General features: G+C 75.7%; 18 protein-coding genes. 6 read left to right on the plus strand and 12 right to left on the minus strand.

Annotated elements, in window-relative coordinates; genetic code table 11:
- Positions 1-13: 13 nt before the first annotated feature.
- The 3 genes from QC029_RS19155 to QC029_RS19165 all read right to left on the minus strand — a co-directional run bounded on the left by QC029_RS19155 (position 14) and on the right by QC029_RS19165 (position 1,606).
- Entirely contained in the window at positions 14-445 is a 432-nt protein-coding gene (locus QC029_RS19155) for a succinate dehydrogenase hydrophobic membrane anchor subunit (RefSeq protein ID WP_279556932.1), read from the minus strand.
- A 4-nt stretch (positions 446-449) separates the two neighbouring features.
- Positions 450-830 carry a succinate dehydrogenase, cytochrome b556 subunit gene (sdhC, locus tag QC029_RS19160; RefSeq protein WP_279556933.1) on the minus strand — a complete coding sequence of 127 codons (381 nt, stop codon included), beginning with the start codon at positions 828-830 and terminating at the stop codon, positions 450-452.
- A 134-nt stretch (positions 831-964) separates the two neighbouring features.
- Positions 965-1,606: a 2-oxo-4-hydroxy-4-carboxy-5-ureidoimidazoline decarboxylase gene (locus QC029_RS19165; protein WP_279556934.1), complete on the minus strand. Its 642-nt coding sequence runs from the start codon at positions 1,604-1,606 to the stop codon at positions 965-967.
- Positions 1,607-1,812: 206 nt separating this feature from the next.
- Between QC029_RS19165 and QC029_RS19170 the strand changes: the two genes are divergently transcribed.
- Positions 1,813-3,474 carry a glycoside hydrolase family 20 protein gene (locus QC029_RS19170; protein WP_279556935.1) on the plus strand — a complete coding sequence of 554 codons (1,662 nt, stop codon included), beginning with the start codon at positions 1,813-1,815 and terminating at the stop codon, positions 3,472-3,474.
- Positions 3,475-3,658: 184 nt separating this feature from the next.
- Here QC029_RS19170 and QC029_RS19175 read toward each other — a convergent pair whose 3' ends face one another.
- The 5 genes from QC029_RS19175 to QC029_RS19195 all read right to left on the minus strand — a co-directional run bounded on the left by QC029_RS19175 (position 3,659) and on the right by QC029_RS19195 (position 12,433).
- The gene (locus tag QC029_RS19175; protein WP_279556936.1) at positions 3,659-4,540 is read right to left on the minus strand and encodes an ABC transporter permease; all 882 of its coding nucleotides are present in this window, start codon (positions 4,538-4,540) and stop codon (positions 3,659-3,661) included.
- Positions 4,537-7,347, minus strand: coding sequence for an alpha/beta fold hydrolase (locus QC029_RS19180; RefSeq protein WP_279556937.1), 2,811 nt, complete (start codon positions 7,345-7,347; stop codon positions 4,537-4,539). Before QC029_RS19180 ends, QC029_RS19175 begins: the two co-directional genes overlap by 4 nt.
- A gap of 166 nt (positions 7,348-7,513) precedes the next feature.
- Positions 7,514-8,707 (minus strand): hypothetical protein, encoded by a 1,194-nt coding sequence (locus tag QC029_RS19185; RefSeq protein ID WP_279556938.1) that lies wholly within the window; start codon positions 8,705-8,707, stop codon positions 7,514-7,516.
- Between the two features lie 35 nt (positions 8,708-8,742).
- Complete coding sequence (locus QC029_RS19190) at positions 8,743-9,372, minus strand: RNA polymerase sigma factor (protein WP_279556939.1); 630 nt, start codon at positions 9,370-9,372, stop codon at positions 8,743-8,745.
- A gap of 304 nt (positions 9,373-9,676) precedes the next feature.
- A complete protein-coding gene (locus QC029_RS19195; protein WP_279556940.1) occupies positions 9,677-12,433 on the minus strand; it encodes an FG-GAP-like repeat-containing protein in 2,757 nt (918 codons plus the stop codon).
- A 545-nt stretch (positions 12,434-12,978) separates the two neighbouring features.
- Here QC029_RS19195 and QC029_RS19200 point away from each other — a divergent pair.
- Positions 12,979-13,623: an RNA polymerase sigma factor gene (locus QC029_RS19200; protein ID WP_279556941.1), complete on the plus strand. Its 645-nt coding sequence runs from the start codon at positions 12,979-12,981 to the stop codon at positions 13,621-13,623.
- A complete protein-coding gene (locus QC029_RS19205) occupies positions 13,620-14,825 on the plus strand; it encodes a hypothetical protein (RefSeq protein ID WP_279556942.1) in 1,206 nt (401 codons plus the stop codon). Before QC029_RS19200 ends, QC029_RS19205 begins: the two co-directional genes overlap by 4 nt.
- A 224-nt stretch (positions 14,826-15,049) precedes the next feature.
- Here the strand turns inward: QC029_RS19205 and QC029_RS19210 are convergent, their stop codons facing one another.
- Positions 15,050-16,006: a L,D-transpeptidase family protein gene (locus QC029_RS19210; protein WP_279556943.1), complete on the minus strand. Its 957-nt coding sequence runs from the start codon at positions 16,004-16,006 to the stop codon at positions 15,050-15,052.
- A gap of 267 nt (positions 16,007-16,273) precedes the next feature.
- On the opposite strand from QC029_RS19210, the gene QC029_RS19215 reads away from it, so the two are divergent.
- A complete protein-coding gene (locus QC029_RS19215) occupies positions 16,274-17,884 on the plus strand; it encodes a methylmalonyl-CoA mutase (RefSeq protein ID WP_279556944.1) in 1,611 nt (536 codons plus the stop codon).
- Between the two features lie 63 nt (positions 17,885-17,947).
- Here QC029_RS19215 and QC029_RS19220 read toward each other — a convergent pair whose 3' ends face one another.
- The 3 genes from QC029_RS19220 to QC029_RS19230 all read right to left on the minus strand — a co-directional run bounded on the left by QC029_RS19220 (position 17,948) and on the right by QC029_RS19230 (position 20,832).
- Positions 17,948-18,124, minus strand: a complete 177-nt coding sequence (locus QC029_RS19220; protein ID WP_279556945.1) for an SCO1431 family membrane protein — start codon at positions 18,122-18,124, stop codon at positions 17,948-17,950.
- A 282-nt stretch (positions 18,125-18,406) separates the two neighbouring features.
- Positions 18,407-19,816, minus strand: coding sequence for a hypothetical protein (locus tag QC029_RS19225; protein WP_279556946.1), 1,410 nt, complete (start codon positions 19,814-19,816; stop codon positions 18,407-18,409).
- On the minus strand, positions 19,813-20,832 hold the full coding sequence (locus tag QC029_RS19230) for a glycosyltransferase (RefSeq protein WP_279556947.1): 1,020 nt from the start codon (positions 20,830-20,832) through the stop codon (positions 19,813-19,815). Before QC029_RS19230 ends, QC029_RS19225 begins: the two co-directional genes overlap by 4 nt.
- 238 nt (positions 20,833-21,070) lie before the next feature.
- On the opposite strand from QC029_RS19230, the gene QC029_RS19235 reads away from it, so the two are divergent.
- Positions 21,071-22,372 (plus strand): DUF6716 putative glycosyltransferase, encoded by a 1,302-nt coding sequence (locus QC029_RS19235; protein WP_279556948.1) that lies wholly within the window; start codon positions 21,071-21,073, stop codon positions 22,370-22,372.
- Between the two features lie 77 nt (positions 22,373-22,449).
- A complete protein-coding gene (locus QC029_RS19240; RefSeq protein ID WP_279556949.1) occupies positions 22,450-23,679 on the plus strand; it encodes an acylneuraminate cytidylyltransferase in 1,230 nt (409 codons plus the stop codon).
- Positions 23,680-23,681: the final 2 nt, after the last annotated feature.

A 23,681-nucleotide genomic window follows, 5' to 3' on the forward strand; every position in this document is an offset into this window, starting at 1 on the left:
CTCAGCCCCGGCTCTAGCGGATGTTCGGGTCGAAGGTGAAGATCACCAGCGTGCCCAGCAGGACGGTGAACACCGTGGCGGTGTACAGCAGCGTCTTCAGCCAGAAGCGCGTGCCGTCCCGCTCGGCGTAGTCGTTGATGATGACCCGCAGGCCGTTGGCGCCGTGCAGCATCGCCAGCCACAGCATCAGCAGGTCCCAGGTCATCCAGAAGGGCGAGGCCCAGCGGCCGGCCACGAAGGCGAAGTTGACCTTGCTGACACCGCCGTCCAGGACGAGCTGGATCAGCAGGTGGCCCACCACGAGCAGGACCAGCACGATGCCGGACAGCCGCATGAAGAGCCAGGCCTGCATCTCGAAGTTGCCGCGCGTGACCTTGGGGGTCCGGCTCGTACGCGCGCGGGGCGGCTCGATGAGGGGGGCGGGGTTGTCTACGTCGAAGGCCATGTCGTCAGCTCCCGAACAGCTCGCTCACGGCGTGCCCGAGGATCGGGTACAGCGCCCCGATCATCAGCACGATCCAGATGCCCATCACGGTCCACAGCATCTGACGCTGGTACTTGGTGCCCTTCGACCAGAAGTCGACGGCGACGACCCGAAGGCCGTTGAGCGCGTGGAAGAGGATGGCGGCCACGAGGCCGTACTCCAGCAGCGCGACGATAGGCGTCTTGTAGACCGCCACGGTGTCGTCGTAGGCCTCCGGGGAGACGCGGACGAGCGACGTGTCCAGGACGTGCACGAACAGGAAGAAGAAGATGAGGACGCCGGTGACTCGGTGAGCCACCCAGGACCACATGCCTTCCCGGCCGCGGTACAGCGTTCCAGCCGGCACGGAAAACCCTCCGGGAGCGGTTACGGGGCCGGCCGGCTTCGGTGTCGGTCTGGCCCGGCCGGGTACGGTCCACCGGCCGATGGCCATGGTAACGAGGTCCGGTCGGTGTGGTTCCCCCGGGGGGTCAGATGTGATCAATCAGGCACGGACGGATCAGGGGCCTGGCCGGGGGGCGCGCCGGGGGCCGTGCTGGGGACGGGAGCGGGGACGGGGGCGTCCGGACCGGGCCTCCCGCCCGCCCCCGCGAGCCCCTCCCGGGCCAGCCGCAGCAGCCGGCCGCGCGCGATGCGGCGCAGCTCGTCGGCGGCCACGGCCCGCTCCCGCTCGGCCTCGTTGCCCAGCCGGGTGCGGATCGCGGCGAGGACGTGACCGAGCGCCTCCTCCTCGCGCACCCCGTCGACGCACAGCACGAAGGCGTAGCCGAAGCGGCTCTCGTAGGCGGCGTGGGCGGCGCGCAGGGCCGTGTGCGCGGCGAGCGCGCCGGGCCCGGCGATGACGATGGGCCGGCCGCCGTACAGTGGGCCGCCGTACCCCAGACCGGCGGAGGACTCCCTGGTCAGCGCCTCGGACAGATCCTCGTCGGTGAGGTCGTAGCTGGCCTCGTCGGCGGCGGCGAGCAGCGAGTCCACGTCCGGGTAGGGGCGGTGGGCCGCGATGCTCCCCGCCCAGCGCCGGCTGCCGCAGCAGGAGAGCAGGGCTTCCCGGAGGTCGGCGGGAGAGGCGTTGTTGAGGCGGTGGAGCGGCGTTGCCTCGCTTCGCTGAGGGGGCAGGCGCATGGGCTCCTCGGGCGCGGGGAGACGTCAGGGACGTCGCGGGACACGGAAGTGCTGGTGACCGGGGTGATCGTGTGACGGAAGATGACGCAACGGTAACGATACGGGGCAGAGGGCGCCCGGTGCGCAGGGGTTTTTCACCCGGATGAGAAGGGGCCCGGGCGCATGATTGACGAATGAGGATGTGAAAGGCGCAATACGGTCACTCCATGGGACGCAGGCGTAGACGCAACCCCCGCAGGAAGGCCGCCGCCGTCGCGGCCGTGGCCGGTGCGGCCGCCGCCGCGACGGCCGTCACCCTCCTCGTGCTGCCCGGCGACCCGCCGGACGGCGGCGGCGACCCGGCCGAGGGCGCCCGGGGCACGCCCGGCGTGCCCGCCGTCGCCCTGCCCGCCGCGCCCGACACCGTCCCCGCCGTGCGCCAGTGGACGCCCGAGCCCGGCATCGGCTGGCAGCCCGGCCCCGGCACCCGCGTCGTGGCCGACCCCGGCGGGCCGCTCGCCGACGAGGCCGAGCTGCTGGCCGACGAGCTGGACGTGGAGCACTCCGCCGGGCCGGCCGGGCCCGGCGACGTCGAGCTGGTCCTGGAGTCCGGGAAGCCCGGCGCCGCCGAGGAGGGGGACGAGGAGGGGCACGAGGAGGGACACGGGGGCCGCGAGGGCTACGTGCTGACCGCCGCCACCGGCCGGGTCACCGTCGCCGGCCGCACCGACGCGGGCGTCTTCTACGGCACCCGCACCCTCCTCCAGGCCCTCCGCGACGGCGGCCGGATCCCCCGGGGCACCATCCGGGACTGGCCCGACCGCCCCCAGCGCGGCTTCATGCTCGACATCGCCCGCAAGCACTTCAGCGCGGAGTGGATCGAGGACCGCATCCGCGAGATGGGCGACCTCAAGCTCAACCAGCTCCAGCTCCACCTCTCCGACGACCAGGCCTTCCGCGTCGAGAGCGACTCCCACCCGGAGGTCGTCTCCGACCCCCACCTGACCAAGGCCGAGCTGCGCCGGATCGTCGAGCTGGCCAACTCCCGGCACATCACCGTCATCCCCGAGATCGACTCGCCCGGCCACCTCGGCGCGGTCCTCGACGCCCACCCCGGACTCCGGCTGCGCGACGCCGACGGCGACCCGGCGCCCGGCGCCATCGACATCTCCGACCCGCGCTCGGCACGGCTGGTGGACGACCTGCTGCGCGAGTACGCCCCCCTCTTCCGCGACCAGCCCGGCCCCGGCCCGTACTGGCACCTGGGCGGCGACGAGTACCGGGCGCTGATGCGGTCCGACCCCGAGGCCGCCTACCCGGACCTGGCGGAGGCGGCCCGCCGCGAGCACGGCCCCCGGGCCCGGGTGCGGGACCTGGCGGCGGCCTGGCTCAACGACCGCGCCGAGACCGTGCGGAAGGCCGGCTTCACGCCCCAGGTGTGGAACGACGGGCAGCACGCCGGCGGGGTCGTCGAGCCCAGCCGCCCGAGGCAGGTGGCCTACTGGACGGGCAAGGAGATCGGCGCCCGGCCGCCCGGGGAGTACCTGCGCGAGGGCTGGGAGGTGATCAACCTCAACGACGAGTACCTCTACTACGTCCTCGGCGAGCCCAACGAGTTCACCTACCCGACCGGCGAGCGGATCTACGAGGAGTGGACCCCGGCCGTGCTGCGCGGCAGCGAGCCCGAGCCCGCGGAGCTGACCGGGCCGGACCGCGTGGTGGGCGGGCGGTTCGCCGTCTGGTGCGACCTGTCGGGGGCGCAGACCGCGGCCGAGGTCGCCCGCGGCATCCGCATGCCGCTGCGGGCCGTGGCCCAGAAGCTGTGGGACCCCTCCCCGACCGCCCTGGAGTGGGAGGACTTCCGGAAGCTGGCGGACCGGGTGACGTAGGGGACGCGGGGGAGGGGCTCGCACGGCTTCCGGACACGGCCCGGGACAGGGTTCGGGACACGGCCCGGGACAGGGTTCGGGACACGGCCCGGGACAGGGTTCGGGACAGGGCCCGGGACAGGGTTCGGGACACGGCCCGGGACAGGGTTCGGGACAGGGCCCGGGACAGGGGTCGGGACACGGCTCAGGACACGATGTCCTTGGTGCGGAAGTGGCGGAAGGCCAGGGCGAACAGCACCAGCGCGTACGACGCCGACACCGACGCGCCCCGCAGCATCCCGCCGGTCTCCAGCTCCGGCTGGAAGACGTCCGCCCAGGCGAACTGCCAGTGCGCGGGCAGCAGCTCGCGCCAGTCGCCCAGCGCCGTGACCGCGTCCAGGATGTTGCCGACGATCGTCAGCCCGATCGCGCCGCCGACCGCGCCCAGCGGCGCGTCCGTGACCGTCGACAGCCAGAACGCCAGCCCGGCCGTGACGAGCTGGCCGGCGAAGACGTACGCCACCGCCAGCGCCAGCCGGCCCACCGCCTCGCCCACCGGCAGGGTGCCGCCGGTGGGCAGCTCCAGCGGACCCCAGCCGTACGCCACCGAGCCCGCCGCCAGGGCCACCAGCGGCAGCAGCGCCATCGCCGCCGCGCTGAACGCCAGCGCGACCGCGAGCTTGCTCAGCAGCAGCCGCGAGCGCGGCACCGGCGCGGCCAGCAGGTAGCGCAGCGAGGACCAGCTCGCCTCGGACGCCACCGTGTCGCCGCAGAACAGCGCCACCGGCACCACCAGCAGGAAGCCCGCGGAGACGAACAGCGCCATGGCGGCGAAGTTCAGCCCGGAGGCGGTGGCGGTGTCCATCAGGTTGATGCGCCGACCGCCGCGCTCGGGCTCGCCGCCGATCGCGAAGGCCGCGATCAGCACGAACGGCAGCGCGGCCAGCACCAGGCCGGTCACCAGGGTCCGGCGGCGCCGGAGCTGGCGCACCGCCTCCACGCGCAGCGGCAGGGTGCGCCGCGGGTGGTAGCCGGGCGCGGCGCCCGACGGGGCGGGCGCCGGGGGCGGGGGAGTGGTGGCGGTCATCGCTCTCCTCCGATCAGGGTGAGGAAGGCGTCCTCCAGGCGGCGGTGCGGCCCGGCGCGCTCCACCGGCACCTCCAGCCGCAGGAGCTCGGCCAGCAGCCGCGCGGTCGTGATGCCGTCGAGCCGTACCAGCAGCCCCTCGTCGACGGCGACGGCCGAGCCCACGCCGGGCAGGGCCGCCACCTTCTCCGGCAGCGCGTCCGGCACCGCGCCCCGCACCCCGACGAGCACGGTGTCGCCGGAGCCGGTGATCTCCTCCACCGGGCCCGCCTGCACCAGCCGCCCGCGGTCCATGACGACCAGGTGCGTACAGGTCTGCTCGACCTCGGCCAGCAGGTGGCTGGAGACGATCACGGTGCGGCCGGCGGCCGCGTAGCGGATCATCACGTCCCGCATCTCGCGGATCTGCGGCGGGTCCAGGCCGTTGGTCGGCTCGTCCAGGATCAGCAGGTCCGGCAGGCCCAGCATGGCCTGGGCGATCGCCAGCCGCTGCCGCATGCCCTGCGAGTAGGTGCGCACCGCGCGCTCCAGGGCGTCGCCGAGCCCGGCGATCTCCAGGGCCTCCTCGATGTGCGCGTCCCCCTCCGGACGGCCGGTGGCCCGCCAGTACAGCTCCAGGTTGGCCCGGCCCGACAGGTGCGGCAGGAAGCCCGCGCCCTCGACGAACGCGCCGACCCGCGACAGCACGGGCGCGCCCGGGCGGACCACGCGGCCGAAGACCCGGATCTCGCCGCTGTCGGGGGTGATCAGGCCCATCAGCATGCGCAGGGTGGTCGTCTTGCCCGCGCCGTTGGGGCCGAGCAGGCCGAGCACCTGGCCGCGCTCCACGCGGAAGGACAGGTCGCGCACCGCGTAGCGGTCGGCCGAGCCCGCGTACCGCTTGGACAGGCCGGTGATCTCCAGTGGGACGTCCGTGCGCCCGGGGTCCGTCCCCGGACCGGCGGACGGGACGGGTGCGGCTCCGCGGCGGCGTCCGGTCAGCAGCAGCGCGGCCGCCGCCCCCGCGCCGATCAGCGGCATCCCCCACACCCACCAGGGGGTGCCGGTCGCCACGGTGTCCAGACCGGGCGCGGTCGGCACGCTCAGTCCGGCCCCCGCCAGGGAGACGGTGTAGACGGCCGGCTCGACCGGCGAGGCGTGGGCCAGGTCGGTGGCGGCGAGCACCAGCCGCATGCGGTGGCCGGCCTCGAAGCGGTGGTCGACCGCGGGCAGCCGCACCTCCACGCTCCGGCCGTCCCCGGCGCCGGTGACGCGCACCGGCGCCACGAGCCGGGAGGGCAGGGTCCGGCGTCCGTCGGGGCCCACGTCGTAGAGCTTGGCGAACAGCACCGCGTCTCCCCCGGAGGCGGAGGAGGCCACGTCCACCCGCACCGTGGGCGCGCCGGTGACGCGTACGGCCTCCTCCAGCGGCGCCGACTCGAAGCGGGCGTGCTGGCCGGGGTAGTCCACCGACAGCGCCGCGCCGACGTCCGGCAGCCCGCCGAGCGCCCCCAGGCCGGGGACGGCGGAGATGGCGGGCGGGCTGCCGCCCGCCGGGTTGGCGAAGGCCTGCTCGCGCCCGCGCAGGGCGATCTCCCGGGTGCCGGAGGCCAGCCCGGGGTAGCCGTCGGCGGTGGCGGCGCGCAGCCGCGTCTCGCCGTCGGTGGTGTCCATGCCGCCGGTACGGGTGACGCGGAAGGCCGGCCCGGTGCCGGTGCTCTCGCCGCCCTCGCCGTCTCCTCCGCCCCCCTCGTTCGCCTCGCCCTTGAGGTGGCGGTCGAACCAGGCGCGCGTACGGGCGTCCACCCGCTCGTCCTCGGAGGGCCCGCCGTCGTGGCCGCCCGCGATCCAGTCCACCGCCACGGGCGCGCCGTTCGCGCGGATCGCCCTCGCCATGGCGTCGGCGTGATCGAGCGGGAAGAGCGAGTCGGACTGCCCCTGGACGATCAGGGCGGGCACGTCGATCCGGTCGGCGACCGCCACCGGGCTGCGCTCGCGCAGCAGTTCGCGGGCGGCGTCGTCCGGCTTCCCGGCGACGGCGACCCGCTCGTACATCGCGCACAGCTCCGCGGCGAACCGTCCGCAGCCGGGCCTGCCGGGCCTGCCGGGCGCCGCGCCCGCCGCCGGGGCGGCGTCGGCGCCGGGGGCCGCGGCGGCGGGGCCGGCCGAGCCGGTGGTGAAGAAGATCCCCGCCCACAGCTCCTTGAAGACGCCGCCGGGGAAGAGTGCCTCGGACAGGTCCCAGTAGGTGATGCGCGGGGCGATGGCGTCGACCCGCTCGTCGTGCCCGGCGGCCAGCAGCGAGACCGCGCCGCCGTAGGAGGCCCCCGCCACGCCCACCCGAGGGTCGCCCTCGCCGTCGAGCCGTACCTCGGGCCGCTTCGCCAGCCAGTCGATCAGACCGCTGACGTCGGCTACCTCGCGGTCGGGGTCGTTCAGCCCGATCCGGCCGGTGGAGGCGCCGAAGCCGCGGGCCGACCAGGTCAGCACGGCGTAGCCGGAGCGGGCCAGCTCCTCGGCCTGGCCGCGCAGGTCCGCCTTGCTGCCGCCGAACCCGTGGCCCAGCAGCACCGCGGGGCGGCGCACGGACGGGTCGCCGGAGGTGAAGTAGGAGGTGTCGATCCGGACGGTGTCCCCGCCGCCCTTGTTGCCGTCCCCGCCGTCCTCGCCGCCCCCGGCGGACTCGGGCAGCGTGAGCGTCCGTTCCGAATGGCGCACGGGCGGCGCGTCGTCCGGGAGGGCCGCCCACACACCGCCTCCGGCGAGGACGGCGACGGCGGCCGCCGCCGCGAGCAGCCGCCCGCGGGGCCTGGGCAGTCGGAGATCCATGCCCCGACCCTACGGTGTGCCCCGCCGGCGGCCGACGTCCCCCGGCGGGATCGGGCGCACCGGCCGGGGAGGGGGGTCGGGGAAGGGGCTGGGAGGGGGCCGGGGAAGAGGAGGCCGGCCGCGTCCTCCCGCGACGGGTGGGGCGGGCCGGCGGGGGCGCGGCGGCTCAGCCGCGGACGGCCGCGGGACGGTCCGCGGAGGCGCCGGACGCGTCCGCCGGGACGCCCCGGCCCGGCGCCGCGTCGGCCCGGGGACCGCTGCCGCTGCCGCCCGGGGCTGTGTTCTTCTGACTGCTCTTCTGACCGTCCTTCCGGCCGTCCTTCCCGCTGTCCTGCCGACCGCTGCTCTGACCGCCGCCCTGGCCGCCGCCGTTCTGGTCCGCGTTCCCGCTGCCCTGGCCCCGGCCCCTGTCCCCGCGGTCGGCGCCTCCCGGGGCGGCGTTGCCCCGGCCGCTGCCGTTTCCCGGGTTCCCGGTGCCGCCGCCCTGGTTGCCGCTGCCGGGGTTGCCGGGGTTGCCCGGGCCCCCGGGGTTGTCGGGGATGCCGGGGTTCCCGGTGCCGGCGCCGCCCTGGCCGCCGTCCTGCCTCGGGTTCCCCCGCGTCCCGTCGTCCTGGCCGCCGTTCCGGCCGGTCCCCTGACCGCCGTTCTGGCCGCCGTTCTGACCACCGCTCTGACTGCCGTTCCGGCCGCCGCCCTGGTTCCCGCCGTCGCCGGGGTCCGGCCGCGCCGCCGGGCCCTCCAGGAGCGCCGCACAGTACGCGCCGATCCGGTCGCCCCCGCCCGCCGCGGCGACCAGTGCCTTCTCCGGAGCGCCGTCCGGCTTCCGCGTCCGGGCCCGGCAGAGCGCGACGAGCCGCTGCGACGCCTCGGAGGACCGTACGCCGTCGGGGCGCGGCTCGGCCGCTCCGGCGTCCCCCGTCGTGGGGGCCTTCGGGGACGCGGGGACGGCGGGGGTCGGGGAGCTCGTCGCCGGGGAGGTGCCGGGCGCCCTGTCCGGGCCGCCTCCGGGCAGGAACGAGACCCCGCCCGAGGCCACCGCCACCCCGCTGCCGAGCACGGCGGCCACGACGACGCCGAGCGCGCCCGTACGCGTCCGGCCCAGACGCCTCGCCAGCCGGGCGAGACGGCCCCGCAGGCCGGCCGCCGGGGCGGCGGCCCGCTCGTCGCGTGCGGCGCGGAAGGCGGCCAGGGCCTCCTCCTCGCCCTTGAGCTCGCCGGAGGCCGGCGGCGGAACCGCGGCGCTGAGGACGGCCGCGAGGGCGCGGAGCCCCCTGTCGGACGGCTGGTCGCCGGAACCCCGGGGACCGGAGCCCGGCCGGGCGCCCTCCGCGATCAGACGGCGCAGCGCGGCCTCGGTCACACGGGCCCTTTCCTCCCCGTCCCGCATCGGGTCGTTCACCTCCGTACCGCCGTTGCCTCGGGCCGTTCCACCAGCCGGGCCAGTTTCTTCAGACCGCGTGACAGCGCCATCGCCACCGCCCCCGGCCGCTTGCCGAGGATCTCGGCGGTGCTCCGCGTGTCCAGGTCCAGGACCACTCGCAGCAGTACCGCCTCCGCCTGGGGGACCGGCAGGGTGGCGATGAGGGAGACGATCTCACGCGTGGACAGTGTCGCCCCGGCCACCTCCGCCGTGTCCGGGGCGCTCCCCCCGCCGGGGGAGCCGGACGCGCGCGGTTCGGGCAGTTCGTCGGTCGGTACGGTGATCTCCTGCACCCGCCTCCTTCTGCGACGCAGGACGTCGCGGGCCCGGTTCCGCGTCACCGCCAGGGCGAAACGGCGGAACGAGGCGCCGTCCCCCTCGAAGCGCAGCACGTCCCGGGCTATCTGTAACCACGTCTCGGCCACGACGTCCTCCGCGTCCTGGCCGACGATGACCGCCGCGTAGCGGAGCAGTTCGGGGTTGAGGCAGCGGTAGACGGTGCGGAAGGCAGCCTCGTCCCCCCGCCGCACACCGGCAACCGCAGCGTTCAGGTCCCCGGTGCGCTCCGGGCAGACATCGTTGCCGCCATCCGCCGCATCACTCACGGACGGGATCCTTCCACGCTCCCGGGCGACGCGTCGACACGGTACCTCCGCGGGAACGGAGTTGGCGTGATGTGAGCGTGAACGCCCCCCGCACCGCGAACGCGTGATCGGCACGCCCCCGGGCGGCCGGACGGGCGGGGCGCCGGTCCGCGGGTGCCGGCGTGAGGACCCGGAACGCGGGGGCGGGGGCGCGGGGAAACAGAACACGGCAAGGGCCGGGCGGGAAGTCCCGCCCGGCCCCCGGCCGTTCGCACCGGCTCGGCTGCTCACCGGCTCACCGGCCGTCAGTTCACCGGCCGCCGGTTCACGGCGCCAGCAGGTGGCCGAGCTGGACGCCCTGCGGCGTGCCCAGCTTGTGGCGGTTGTAGTAGACCCCTCCCGCCGGGGAGACGCCCTTGCTCCCGGCGTCGAGCTGGAGGATCACACCGTCCCCGGAGTCCTCGCCGCCGGCGCCGATGGCCAGGTCGGCGCGGCCCCAGCCGGACAGGTCGGCGAGCAGGACCGCGGTGCCGAGCTGGTCGCCGCTCTCGGACGCCCCCGGCATGCCGGAGGTGTCCTGGTGGAACGTCGCGGAACCGGAGGTGCTCAGCCCGGAGGGGGTGCCGTACAGCAGCAGGGACGCGCCCGCGTCCCTGCGGTCGACGCCGTCGCGGGTGAGGTCCTCGCCGGGCAGGCCGGACAGGACGTCGGCGTGGCCGTCGCCGTCGACGTCGCCGACCGCGACCGACCAGCCCAGCGCGTCGCCGGCCTCGGCGGCCCCCGGAACACCGGAGGTGTCCTGGTGGATCACCTTCTGGCCGGTGGTGGTCGGGCCGCCGGCCGAGCCGGGCAGCACGGTGATCTGGCCGCCGCTGTAGGCGCCGGACTCGGAGGTGAACGCCTGGCCGACCACCAGGTCCGCGTACGCGTCGCCGTTGATGTCGCCCGCGGCGACCGAGCGGCCGCCCCTGACGGACGACAGGCCCACGTACGTCAGGCCCTCGGCCGAGCCGTTGAGGAGGGTGAGCCGGCCGATGCCGTCGGAGTCCCGGTGGTTCATGACCACGTCGGTGTAGCCGTCGCGGTTGAAGTCGCCGGTGGTGGAGGACAGGTAGCCGATGCCGCCGGACGCGCCGGTCCTCAGGGCGCCCTTGCGCACGGTGCCGTCCGCGACGTCGTACGCCCACCAGCCGGCCGGGCCGTTGCGGGAGGCGGTGAAGACGTCGGCGGTGCCGTCGCTGTCGAAGTCGCCGACGGCGACGGTCGAGCCGAGCCGGGCCCCGCTGGTGCGGTCCGCGGCGTCGGCCTCCAGCCACCTGCCGGTGTCGAAGCCCGGACCGTACAGGACGGTCACCGCGCCGGAGTCGGTGTTGCCCACCGTGTCGTCCTCGCCGGGCGAGCCGACCGCCAGGTCGGCGTGGCCGTCGCCGTTGACGTCGCCGTACGCGGTGGCCGCGCCCCAGCCGTCGCCGGCCTCGGCGGCGCCGGGGACGCCCGGGCTGGACTGGGACAGGGTGATCTTCGCGGTGTCCACCGGTCCGTCCACGCCGCCGGGCACCACGGTGACGGTGCCGGCGGCGGCCCGGTCGCCCACGGCGGCGCGGTAGGTGCCCGCGACCATGTCGGCCATGCCGTCGCGGTTGAAGTCGGCGGTCGGCGCGGCGGAGCTCGCGGCCGGGCCGGCGGCGAAGCGGCGGATCTCCGGCAGCCTGTCGTACAGGGGCCGGCCGGGGCACTCGGTGGCGTAGCCGTCGCGGTGGCCGGAGATGGTGTTCAGGGTGGCCTGCTGGCCGGCCTTCCACACGCCGGTGTCGCCCATGGCGGTGAGCGTCACCTTGCCGGTGGGGTTCACGCCGTACTGGCCGAGCTTCCAGGCGGCGATCCGGGCGACGGCGTTGGTCACGACGGGGGTGGGCCTGCCGTCGGTGGCGTAGTTGCCGATCACCGCGATGCCGGTGGAGTAGCTGTTGAAGCCGTAGGTGTGGGCTCCCACCACCGGCAGGTCGACACCGCCGTGCCGGCCCTCGTAGATCGTGCCGCACCTGTCGACCAGGAAGTTGTAGCCCAGGTCGTTCCACCCGTTGCTCTTGATGTGGAACGTCATGATCGCCCGGACGATCGCGGGCGACTGGGAGCAGCTGTAGCTGTTGGCGTCCGTGGTGTGGTGGACGAAGGCGGCCTTGACGCCGTCCTCCAGGTACGCCGAGGGCTCCTCGACCATGGACTCGTCGGCGCCCCACGCGGTGCGCGAGACGATCGGAGGCCGGGTGACCGTCGACTCGGGCGCGGTCGGCACGGTCGCGGTCGGCGACGGGCTCGCCGTCGGACTCGCCGGAGCGCTCGCCGAGGGCGCCGGCGTGGTGGGCGCCGGTTCGGTGGTCGACGACTCGGCGGGCGACGGTTCGGCGGGCGACGGTTCGTCCGGCTGCGGTCCGGTGGTCGACGTGTCGTCGGCCGGGTCGCTCGCCGTGGGGCTGGGGACCGGGTCCTCGGCCACGTAGGCGGCGGGCGCCAGGTCCGTGCCGGCGGCCGCCTCGAAGGCCGCCGGGTCGAGGTCCGCTCCGGCGTTCGCCCTCTTCGCCTCGCGCGGCGTCACGCCGGGGTCGACCAGGTCCAGCCGCATCCCGGCGGGGAACTCGTCGCTGGTCCGCCCGTCGGCGGAGACCACACGGGCCTCGACGCCGTCGGAGGGGCCGACCCAGCGGGGCGCGGTCGCGCCGCGGGCGGTGGACTCACGGCCCTCCTCGCCCTCGGGGACGTGGATGTCCAGCTCCAGTTCCCGCCACGGCGTCCACGCGCCGGTCTCGGCGTCGCGGGTGCGCACCTCGGCCCGGCCGTCGATCTCCGCGGTCGCCCGCGGCCAGGAGATGCCCAGCAGGCTGAACGGCCTGGTGTCGCGGCGGGTCACGCCGCTCTGCCCCTCGCCCCTGGCCTTGAGGTTCACGGAGTACACCTTGACCGGCGAGGCGGCCACGGGGTTGCCGTTCTCGTCGGACGGACTGGCCACGGCGGCGGTCACCACACCGGCTCCGCCGATCGCGACGGCGCCCAGCGCCAGCCAGGTCCGCCCCCTCAGGCTCAATGTTCTACGCGCTCGTGCTCTTCGCGGACTCAAATGTCCCGCCCCTTGTCGTCTGGATCGTTGTCCGGAGACCCACTCGTCCCGTCCGTCGCGGGACCCTTCGGTAGGCGCTCACCGTAGAGGAAACGTCACTCCGGGGAGGACGCCCGTCCTGAACCGTTACAGGGCGCGGCCCGTGACCGGGACGGGAGTGCGAAGACGGCCGGGGTCGCCACCCCCCACAGGAGAGACCCCGGCCGTCGTCGAGTACGGACCGCCGCGCCGAGCGAGGTCCGTCACCCCCCTCAGCGCCGGGAGGCCGAAAACTGTTACTCCGGTCCTCCACACTCCCTCCGCCCGGCCTCCGCTCCTCTTCCCCGGGTCTTCCCCGAACCCTTCCCACGGTGATCGTCCGGGCAACTGCCTCCCCGCCCGCATGGACGGGAGAGCACACTTGGTCGTAGCGTGCTGCTTCGCATAGACGCAGATCGAAGCATCACGGCGGGACCGCGCTCGGCCAGGGGCGCGGGCGAGCGCTACATCGCGAAGTGGGGCAGGACTAAGGCGTGCAGGGGGAAGACGCGGAACTCACCGCAGCGGTGCTCGCGGCGCGGGAGGGGGACGAATGCGCCTTTCGCACCGTCTACCGCGCCGTGCACCCCCGCCTGCTGGGATACGTACGGACGCTGGTTCCGGAGGCGGACGCGGAGGACGTCGCCTCCGAGGCGTGGCTGCAGATCGCCCGGGACCTGGACCGGTTCGACGGCGACGCCGACCGCTTCCGCGGCTGGACGGCGAGGATCGCCCGCAACCGCGCGCTCGACCACATCCGGGCGCGGGGACGGCGGCCGGCCTCCAGCCCGGTCGACGACGACAACGAACTGGCGGTGCTGCCCGCCGGGTCCGACACCTTCGACGAGGCACTGGAGTCGATCGGCACCGGGCGCACCATGGCCCTGATCTCCCGGCTGCCGCGCGACCAGGCCGAGGCCGTCGTGCTCCGGGTGGTCGTCGGCCTCGACGCCAAGGGCGCCGCACAGGTGCTGGGGAAGCGGCCGGGCGCGGTGCGCACCGCCGCGCACCGGGGCCTGCGGAAGCTGGCGGAGCTGCTCGACGGCGAGGACGCGATCGGTGACGGGGTGCCCGCACCGAGGGCGGGAGCCCCACGCACTGTGACGGAAAAGGCCAGACGGACGCTGAGGGAAACGTGAGGGCCGACGACCGGTACAGCTGGCTGGACGAGGAGACCGCGGAGCGTCTGCTGAGCGGCCGGCCCGCCCACGGCCCGCTTCCCGCGGACGGGCCCGGCCCGTCCGCGCTGGCCGACGCCCTCGAGGAACTCGCCGCCGTCCGCGCGGCCGCTGCCGCCACAGCCGGCCGCACCGCCGTGCCCGGCGCACGCGACGACGGCGAGCTGCCCGGGGAGGCCGCCGCGCTGGCGGCCTTCCGGGCGGCCCGCGCGCGGTCCGGCCCGCGCGCCCGCGCCGTGCGCCGGACGCGCCTGCGCTCGCTCGGCCGCCCCCTGCGGGTGGGCATCGCCGCGGCGACGCTGGGCGGTGTGCTGGGCGGCGTCGCCGTCGCGGCGGGCACCGGCGTACTGCCCGCTCCGTTCGGACGGGGGAACGATTCGCCCGCCCCGGCGTCGAGCGTCACGGCCGCGCCCGACGGCCGCCTCCGCCAGCCCTCCGGCACCGCCGGCTCCCCCTCCGCCGGGCACGGCCCGGGGGCCGGGCGGGACGGGGAGGCGCGCGGCGGCCCGGCGGCCCCGGGCGAGGGGGACCCCGCCAACGCCGGACCCGGCGACCGCCCGGAGGGCGGCTCCTCCGGCACGGCGGGCGGCACGGGCGACACGGGCGGCACGGGCGGTTCCTCCGGCGCGACGGACGGCACGGGCGGCACGAGCGGTACGGGCGGCGACAGGAGCGAGGCCCCCGCCGTCCGGACGCCCCGCGCCGAAGCGCGCCTGAGGACGCTGTGCCAGGAGTTCCTGGCCGGCGGGCTGGGCAGGGACGGGCGCGCGGAACTGGAGCGCGCCGCGGAGGGCCCGGGCGGGGTCGACGGCTTCTGCCGCCGGTACACCGCCGCGGGCGGCGGTACGGGCGACGGTGCGGGCGGCGGGAGTCCGTCCGGCGGGAACCCCTCGGCAGGGGGCTCCTCCGGCACGGGCGGCTCCGCGGGTCCCACCACGGGCGGCCCCTCCACGGGCGGGCAGGACGGCGGGGAGGGCGGCGACGCCGTCCCCGTCGAGGGCGGTGACGGCGTCGAAGGCGGTGACACCCTGCCCGACGAGGCCGGTGACGGCGCCGAGGACGTCGGCACCCTCCCCGCCGGCGCCCGGCCGACGGCTCCCACCGCTCCCACCGCTCCCGCCACCTCCGGCCGCCCCTCGGCCGCCGCCGCTGCCACGCCCTGAGGAGCGCGTGAGCGGCGTCACGGAGCCCGCCGCCCGGCGGGTGTGACACTTTTCGAGCCACTGACGCAGTACATAACGAGCCGACTGGTCATCGGCGAGCGCGCCACCCAAGGTTCCCCCCGTACCTGCGGGATGCGCGTAGCGCGGGCGGGGCACGTTCCCCCGGCCCCGCCCGCGCCTCTTCCCGACCCGGCTCCGCCCCCGTTCCCCGGGCGCGGCGGACGTCAGTAGACGATCACCTTCTCGCCCACCCCCACCTGCTCGAAGAGCGCGGCGATCTTCCCCTTGTCCCGCACGTTGACGCAGCCGTGCGAGGCGCCGTTGTAGCCGTTGGCGGCGAAGTCCGCGGAGTAGTGCACCGCCTGGCCGCCGCTGAAGAACATCGCGTACGGCATCGGGGTGTCGTAGAGCGTCGAGTGGTGGTCGCGGCTCTTGAAGGTGACGCCGAACTCGCCCTCGCGGGTGGGGGTGAGCTCCGAACCGAAGCGCACGTCCATGGCGGAGACGACCTTCCCGTCGACCATCCAGGCCAGCGTGCGGCTCTCCTTGCTGATGCACAGCGCCCGGCCCGTCAGGCACCGCGGGTCGGGGTCGGAGATCGGCCGGGTGGTGGGCGGGTACAGCTCCGTCCGGGTGGGCGCCTTCGTCAGCGCCGTCAGGGCGCTCCAGGTGGCCTCGGTGACCTGGCCGCCGGCCGGCAGGCCCCGCCGCCGCTGGAAGGCGGAGACGGACGCGGTGGTGACCGGCCCGTAGTAGCCGGTCGGGTTGAGGTCGAAGTGCCCCGCCTGGCGCAGCCGCGCCTGGAGCTCGCGGACCTTGGGCCCCTGCGCGCCCTCCCGCAGCATCGGCGGGGGCGCGGCCGGGCGGGAGGCCGCGGGCGTCGGATGCGCCGAGGAGGCCGGGGGCTCCGGGGGAGCCGAGGAGGTCTCCGCCGGCGGCGCCGACGGACGCTCCGTCTCCTCCCCGCCCGCGGACGGCGTCGGCGTGGGCGTCGGCGCGGGCGGGGACGTGCTCTCCGTCACGGACGGTGCGGCCGGCGGTGTCGTGGCCGCCGCCGTCTCCGTCGCCGTCGCCGCGGACGCCCGCGGCTCCGCGCCCGCCGGGTGCGCCGTGCACCCCGCTCCCAGCAGCACCACGGCCGCCGCGGCGAGCGCGGTGCGGCCCACTGACCTGTGCGGCATGGACTCTCCCCGAGACATCGGGCCCCCCAGAACCTGCTGGATTCCGCTGTTCGTCCCCACTGACGTGGATTCCCGGCGGCCACCCTGCCCGAACCCCGGACGATTGGCGAGACCCGTGCGGTTCTTTGTGCGACACCCCGCACGAGCCCGTCCGCGCACCACCCCGCTCGTTTGTGAGCAAGGTCCCAGGCTGTGGCTCTCCCGCCGCTCTCCCGCCGATCGCTACAGTCCGTATCGGACAGGGCGACGAAGCGGGAGGCACCGAACATGGCACGCGAGACTGGCCGCGACACGGGCAGGGCCCGGCTCACGGAGAGCGGGCTGCCGATCGAGCCGGTCTACGGACCCGACTCGCTCCGGGACTGGGACCCGGAGCGGAAGCTGGGCGAGCCGGGTTCGTACCCGTACACCCGGGGCGTGTACCCGACGATGTACACCGGGCGGCCGTGGACCATGCGCCAGTACGCCGGCTTCGGCACGGCGGTGGAGTCCAACGCCCGCTACAAGCAGCTGATCGCCAACGGCACCATGGGCCTGTCGGTCGCCTTCGACCTGCCGACCCAGATGGGCCACGACTCCGACGCCCCCATCGCCCACGGCGAGGTCGGCAAGGTCGGCGTGGCGATCGACTCGATCGACGACATGCGGGTGCTGTTCGACGGCATCCCGCTGGGCGAGGTCTCCACCTCGATGACGATCAACGCCCCCGCCGCCGTGCTGCTGCTGCTCTACCAGCTGGTGGCCGAGGAGCAGGGCGTGCCGTCCGAGAAGCTGACGGGCACCATCCAGAACGACGTGCTCAAGGAGTACATCGCCCGCGGCACCTACATCTTCCCGCCCAAGCCGTCGCTGCGGCTGATCGCGGACATCTTCAAGTACTGCCGGGCCGAGATCCCGCGCTGGAACACCATCTCCATCTCCGGTTACCACATGGCCGAGGCCGGGGCGACGCCCGCGCAGGAGATCGCCTTCACCCTCGCCGACGGCATCGAGTACGTGCGCACGGCGGTGGCGGCCGGGATGGACGTGGACGACTTCGCCCCCCGCCTGTCGTTCTTCTTCGTCGCCCGCACCACGATCCTGGAGGAGGTGGCCAAGTTCCGCGCCGCCCGCCGGATCTGGGCGCGGGTGATGAAGGAGGAGTTCGGGGCCGAGAACCCCAAGTCGATGATGCTGCGCTTCCACACCCAGACCGCGGGCGTGCAGCTGACCGCGCAGCAGCCCGAGGTCAACCTGGTGCGCGTGGCCGTCCAGGGACTGGGCGCGGTGCTGGGCGGCACCCAGTCGCTGCACACCAACTCCTACGACGAGGCCATCGCGCTGCCCACCGACAAGTCGGCCCGCCTGGCGCTGCGCACCCAGCAGGTGCTCGCCTACGAGACGGACGTCACCGCCACCGTCGACCCCTTCGCCGGGTCCTACGTGGTCGAGTCGATGACCGACGAGGTCGAGGCCGCGGCGCTGGAACTGATGGGCAAGGTCGAGGAGATGGGCGGCGCGGTGGCCGCCATCGAACGCGGCTACCAGAAGGGCGAGATCGAGCGCAGCGCGTACCGCATCGCCCAGGAGACCGACTCCGGCGAGCGGGTCGTCGTCGGCGTCAACCGGTTCCAGCTCGACGAGGAGGAGCCGTACGAGCCGCTGAGGGTGGACCCGGCCATCGAGGCCCAGCAGGCCGAGCGGCTGGCGCGGCTGCGCGCCGAGCGCGACCAGGCGGCCGTGGAGGGCGCGCTGGCCGGGCTGCGCAAGGCCGCCGAGGGCGGCGACAACGTGCTGTACCCGATGAAGGAGGCGCTGCGGGCCCGCGCCACCGTCGGGGAGGTCTGCAACACCCTGCGGGAGGTGTGGGGCGCCTACGTCCCCACCGACGCCTTCTGACCCCGGCCCCGCCGCGGGGAGACCGGACGGGAACGCCTCACAGCGGGCCGAGTCGCATCGGGGTCACATCAGGCCGAGGCCGGTGACGATCACGGCGACCAGCACGGTGAGCGTCCAGCCGAGCGCCTGCTCGACCAGCTTCTCGCGGTCCTCCTCGGACGGCCCGCCGGTACGGAACCAGGGTGCCGCGATCCTCGCCGCCATCGTGTGCCCCATGGTGGTGTCCTCGTCTCGCGTCATGGCGCGCCGGTGTGCTGACGCACCGGCGCGCCGTTGGTCTGCATCTGTCCGCGATCGCCGTGAATGGGCGCCGCGGACCTCCAGCATGCGGGGGTTCGCGCCGTTTAAACAGAGACGCAGATCACTCCGCGGCCGGGCACCGGCGGCGAAGCCGCCCCCAACGCACCGTCCGTCCTGCGGTGATGGGCCCGGCGGCGGTCGAGCGGCCGCGCGGCTGTGACGAACGACACGCGTGGCGGCGGCCGTTCGGGCCCCCGGGCGGACGCCCTCCGCACGGCCCGCTCACCGGCGCGCCCTCCGCCCCAGCGCACGGGCCCGCCGCGCCGCGCGCCGTACGGCCGGGCTGCGGACGACGGGTCCCAGTCCGGCGGGGAGCCCGCCGGGCAGGGCGAGGGAGGCGAGGAGGCGGCGCGGGAACCAGCGCCGTACGCGCTCCTCGGGGTGGGCGGCCAGGAAGCGCTCGGTCTCGCCGCGCAGCCCCGGGTGGACCTGCGGCTGCGCGCAGAAGGCCACCGCCTTCACCAGCCGGGCCAGCTCGACCGGGTCGGCGGGGTCGACCGGGTCGGCCGGATCCGGCGCTCGCGGCGTCCCGCCCGGGTCCCCGGGGCCGGCCGGTTCCCCGGCGCCGGGCAGGTCCGGCAGCAGCGCGTCGGCGATCACCGCCGGGACCGGGCCGCCGCCCTCGAACGCGGCCGGGCCGGCCGGGGGCGAGGCCGTGCCGCCGTGGGCGGCCGGCAGGCCGTAGAGGGTGCTCGCGGTCAGCAGCGCCCCGAAGGAGCACCCGGTCACCAGCGCCGGGCGCAGCCGCTCGTACAGCACCTCCACCGGCCGCGCGTCCCGCGGCTCGTACGGCTCCAGGCCCAGTCCGGCGGCCCGTTCCGCCAGTCCGCGCACCCGGTGCGCCGGGGCGGCGGGGTGGGGCACGAGGACCACCGCGCGGTGGCCCGCCTCCCGCAGACCGCGCAGCAGCCGCCCGTACAGCCGCTCCTCGTCGCCGGGCGGGAGCGCGCCGGGGGCGTCCGGGTCCGGGCCGAGCAGCAGTGCGGCCCCCTCGGGGACGCCCGGGTCCGGCAGCTCCCGCGCCGACTCCGCGACGACGGCCCGGAAGGCGCCGGCCGGCACCTCCTCGGCCGGGACGCCGAACTCCGCCAGCAGCAGCGGCCGCAGTCCGGGGACCGTGCCGAGGTGGAGCAGCCGCCGTACGCGGGTGCCCACCAGCGGGTCCAGCTTGCCGGGGGTGGGGCCGTAGGCGGACAGGCCGGTGGCGTACACGTCCAGCGGGGCGTCGGGGAAGATCCGGGCCAGCGCCCGCCCCGGACCGGCCTCGACGCGCTCCGCCACCAGCTCCACCTCCGCGTCGCCCAGCCCCCACAGCGCGCGCAACTGCCGCTCCCACAGGGGCGCGTCGTCGGGGCGCGGCGTCCAGGCGCCGGGGTGCAGCGGGGCGACGGCGGCGTTCCAGGACAGCACCCGGCCGAAGCGGCCGCGCAGCGGCGCGAAACCGGGCAGGGCGTCCGGGGCGGGGGCGGTCTCGGGGACCGCGGCGGTGTTCGCGACCAGCAGCAGCCGTTCGCGGGCCGCCCCCAGCAGGCCCGCGTCCACCGCGGCGGCCAGCAGCGCGGCGCCGTGCGGGGTCGAGGCCACCAGCAGCTGCGTACGGGCAGGGGGCGGGGTGCTCGCGGCGGCGGTCATCGCGCGGCCTCCGGGGACGGGGCGGCCTGCGCGGACGGGGCGGAGGAGAGGACGGGGCGGCGGCGCAGCCGGCGCAGCCGCGCGGAGCGCTCGGCGTCCATGGCGTCCAGCGCCTCCTCCACCAGGTCGGCGGGCATCCGCCGCAGGGCCGCCGCGCAGCGGGCGCGCAGGGTGCGCCGCAGCCGGGGCTCGAACCGGTCGCCGGTCAGATGGTGGTGGATGACCGCGCAGTAGGTGCGGACGGCCTTCGGCAGCAGCGCGGCGGCATCCCGGTCCCGGGAGGTCTCCTCCACCAGCAGGTCGTAGGCGCGGAGGAAGTCGAGCTGCCGCTCGTCGCCGGTCCGGGTGAGCGAGGTCGGCACCCCGCGCCGGTAGAAGAGGCCCGTCAGCCCCACCACGGCGAAGGACGCCGCCTCGCGGTGCAGCCGCCAGATCCAGGGCCGGTCCTCGGCGGTGCGCAGCCCGTCGTCGAAGCGCAGGAGGCCGGAGTCGAGCAGCCGCCGGCGGTAGACGCCCGCCCAGGTGTAGGCGTAGTCGACGGCGGTGGTGCGGTGCGCGGGGAGGATGGCGTCGCGCGGGTCCAGCACGGTGCCGCGGCGCCCCTCGGGGACGCGGACCAGGGTGCGCCTGCGGCCGGTGCACCGCACGTGGTCGGTGCGCAGGAAGTCGCAGCCCAGCGACTCGGCCGCGTCGAGCAGTTCGCGGTAGTGGCCGGGGGCCGTCCAGTCGTCGCCGTCGAGGAAGGTGACGTACCGTCCGCGCGCCGCCTCCAGACCGGTGTTGCGGGCGCGGGAGACGCCGCCCGGCCGCCGGTGGCGCACCAGATGCGCGCCGGGGATTTCCTTTTCGGCGCGTTCCAGGAGTTCCAGGGTGCCGTCGGTCGAGAAATCGTCGACCAGAATGAATTCGATGTCCCCCTTTCCGAAGTCCGCCGAGTTGGCGCGCAGACTCCGGAGCGCGTCGGGGGCGTACGGCCGAACGTTGCGGAACGGCACGATGACGGAGAGCTTGACCACTCCGGAGAGGTTAGGGGCCCGGCCGGCTCCGGTGCTGTCCAGAGTCGTACGGGCGGGTGAAATCGCGGTGTCGGAACGGTGAACCCCGCTTTTTCGGGGGCTGGTTGGCCGTCCGTCGGTGTGCTGTTAACCGTCTGTTGTATTTGCGTTGGGCCGAGAATCGGAATGTCTTCCTAGCGTCGGCGACGTGCCATCACGTACCGCTTCGGATTCCCCGGACACGACGACGCGCATTGCCGTGCTCGCCGATTCCGACACCCGCTGGAAATGGGGTGCGCTCACCGCGCACCGCATCGCCCCCGGCGCGCGCATCGACGGACTGCTGCTGCGCGGCCGGGCCACCCCGACCGCCCGCCAGCTCGACGAGGTCGGCGTCCGTGCCGCCTCGCTGCGCGAGGTGACGGCCGCGGAGTTCCTGCGGGAGACCGACCGCGACGCGTACGACGCGGTGGTGCTCTCCTGCGTCGGCGGCACCGTCCAGGCGATGCTGCACGGCCTGGCCCACGCCCTCGACGGGCGCGAGCGCCGCCCGGTCACCGTCACCGGCTACGTCGGCGTCGTCTACGAGAAGCTCGCCGACGGGCTGCTGCTGCGGCACGGCGCGGACGTCGTCCTGGCCAACTCCGCCCACGACGCCGAGCGCTTCCGCGCGGTCTACGAGGGGGTCGGCGCGGACGCCGGCAGCGTCGTGGAGTGCGCGCTGCCCTTCCTCGGCGGCGAGCCGTACCGGACGTCCGACGAGCGGCCGTACACCGTCGTCTTCGCCGTCCAGCCGTCCGTCCCCGCGAGCCGCGCCGACCGCGAGTACCTGCTGCGCCGCGCCGCCGGGCACGCCCGCCGGCACCCCGACCGCGAGGTGCTGGTCAAGCTGCGCAGCAAGCCGGGCGAGCACACCACGCACATCGAGGAGCAGCCGTACCAGAGGCTGGCGGCCCGGCTCCCCGGCGGGCTGCCGGACAACTGCCGCCTGGTCTACGGCCACATGGGCGAGGTGCTGGACCGCACCGACCTGCTGGTCACCGTCAGCTCCACCGCCGCCCTGGAGTCGCTGCACCGGGGCATCCCCACAGCGATCCTCACCGACCTCGGCGTCCGCGAGGCGCTGGGCAACCACCACTTCCTCGGCTCGGGCTGCCTGGCCTCCTGGGACCAGCTCGACGAGGGCCTGCTGCCGGAGGCCGACCCGGCCTGGACGGCCCGGCAGGGCGTCGTGGCCGGGGGTCCCTCCTCCGGGGGAGGCTCCTACGAGGCGGCCTTCGACGCCGCCCGCGAGCGCGTCGCCGCGCTGGTGGCCCGCCCCGTCCTGCCGCCGATCGCCCCCTACTACACGCTCGCCACCGCCCCCGGCTACCTCCCCGGCATCCTCGCCCGCCACGGGCTCGACCCCTCGGGCGCGCCCCGGACCGGGACGGCGGCCGACCGGCCGGCCTCCGGGCTGCGCCGCGCCGTCCGCGCGGCCGTGCGGGACGCGGCGCGCGGGGCGTACCGCCACGGCGTCCAGCGCGTGGCGCCGGTCATCCGCCGGATGGGGGAGCTGTGAGCGACACCGGGACCCCTCGCGCCAGCACCCCAGTCCGGCAAGCAGTCCGGCAAGCAGCCCAGCAAGGAGCCGCATCCGTGTCCACCGACGCCCCCGTCGTCCTCGCCGTGATCCCCGCCCGCGGCGGATCCAAGGGCGTGCCCGCGAAGAACCTCGCCACCGTCGGAGGAGTGCCGCTGGTCGTCCGCGCGGTACGGGAGTGCCTGGCGGCGCGGACGGTGACGCACACGGTCGTCTCCACCGACGACGAGGCCATCGCCGAGGCCGCCCGCGGCGCGGGCGCCGAGGTCGTCCGCAGGCCCGGCGACATCGCGGGCGACACCGCCACCAGCGAGGCCGCCGTCCTGCACGCCATGGACGTCCACGCGGAACGGCACGGCCGGGCGGCCGACGTGGTGCTGCTGGTGCAGTGCACCAGCCCCTTCCTCACCCGCGAGGACGTCGACGGCGTGGCCGCCGCGGTGGCCGGCGGCGACGCCGACAGCGCGCTGACCGTCGCCCCCTTCCACGGCTTCGTCTGGCGCGACGGGGGCTCCGGAGACGCCGGAGACACCGGGGCCTCCGGAGACACCGCGGGCGGCGGATTCGGCGTCAACCACGACAAGGCGTACCGTCCGCGCCGCCAGGACCGGCCGCAGGACCTGCTGGAGACCGGCGCCGCGTACGCCATGCGCGCCGACGGCTTCCGCGCGGCCGGGCACCGCTTCTTCGGCCGCACCGCACCGGTGCGCACCGACCCGGCGCGCGTGCTGGAGGTCGACGACCCGCACGACCTCGCCCGCGCCCGCGCCCTCGCGCCGCTGCTGGACGGGGAGCGCCCCGGCGCGCTTCCGGCCCGCGGCGACGTCGACGCGGTCGTACTCGACTTCGACGGCACCCAGACCGACGACCGGGTGTACGTCGACTCCGACGGACGGGAGACGGTCGCGGTCCACCGCGGCGACGGGCTCGGCATCGCCGCCCTGCGCCGCGCCGGACTGCCGCTGCTGATCCTGTCCACGGAGGAGAACCCGGTGGTCGCCGCACGGGCCCGCAAGCTGCGGATCCCCGTGCTCCACGGCGTCGACCGGAAGGACCTCGCCCTCAAGCAGTGGTGCGAGGAGCAGGGCATCGCGCCGGAGCGCGTGCTCTACGTCGGAAACGACGTCAACGACCTGCCGTGCTTCGGCCTGGTCGGCTGGCCCGTCGCCGTGGCCAGTGCCCACGACGTCGTACGCGGCGCAGCCCGCGCGGTCACCTCCACTCCCGGAGGGGCCGGTGCGATTCGCGAGATCGCCTCGTGGATCCTCGGAAAGGAACTGTCTTGAGC

The organism is Streptomyces sp. DH37, assembly GCF_029813835.1.
In the GTDB taxonomy this organism is placed as follows: domain Bacteria; phylum Actinomycetota; class Actinomycetes; order Streptomycetales; family Streptomycetaceae; genus Streptomyces.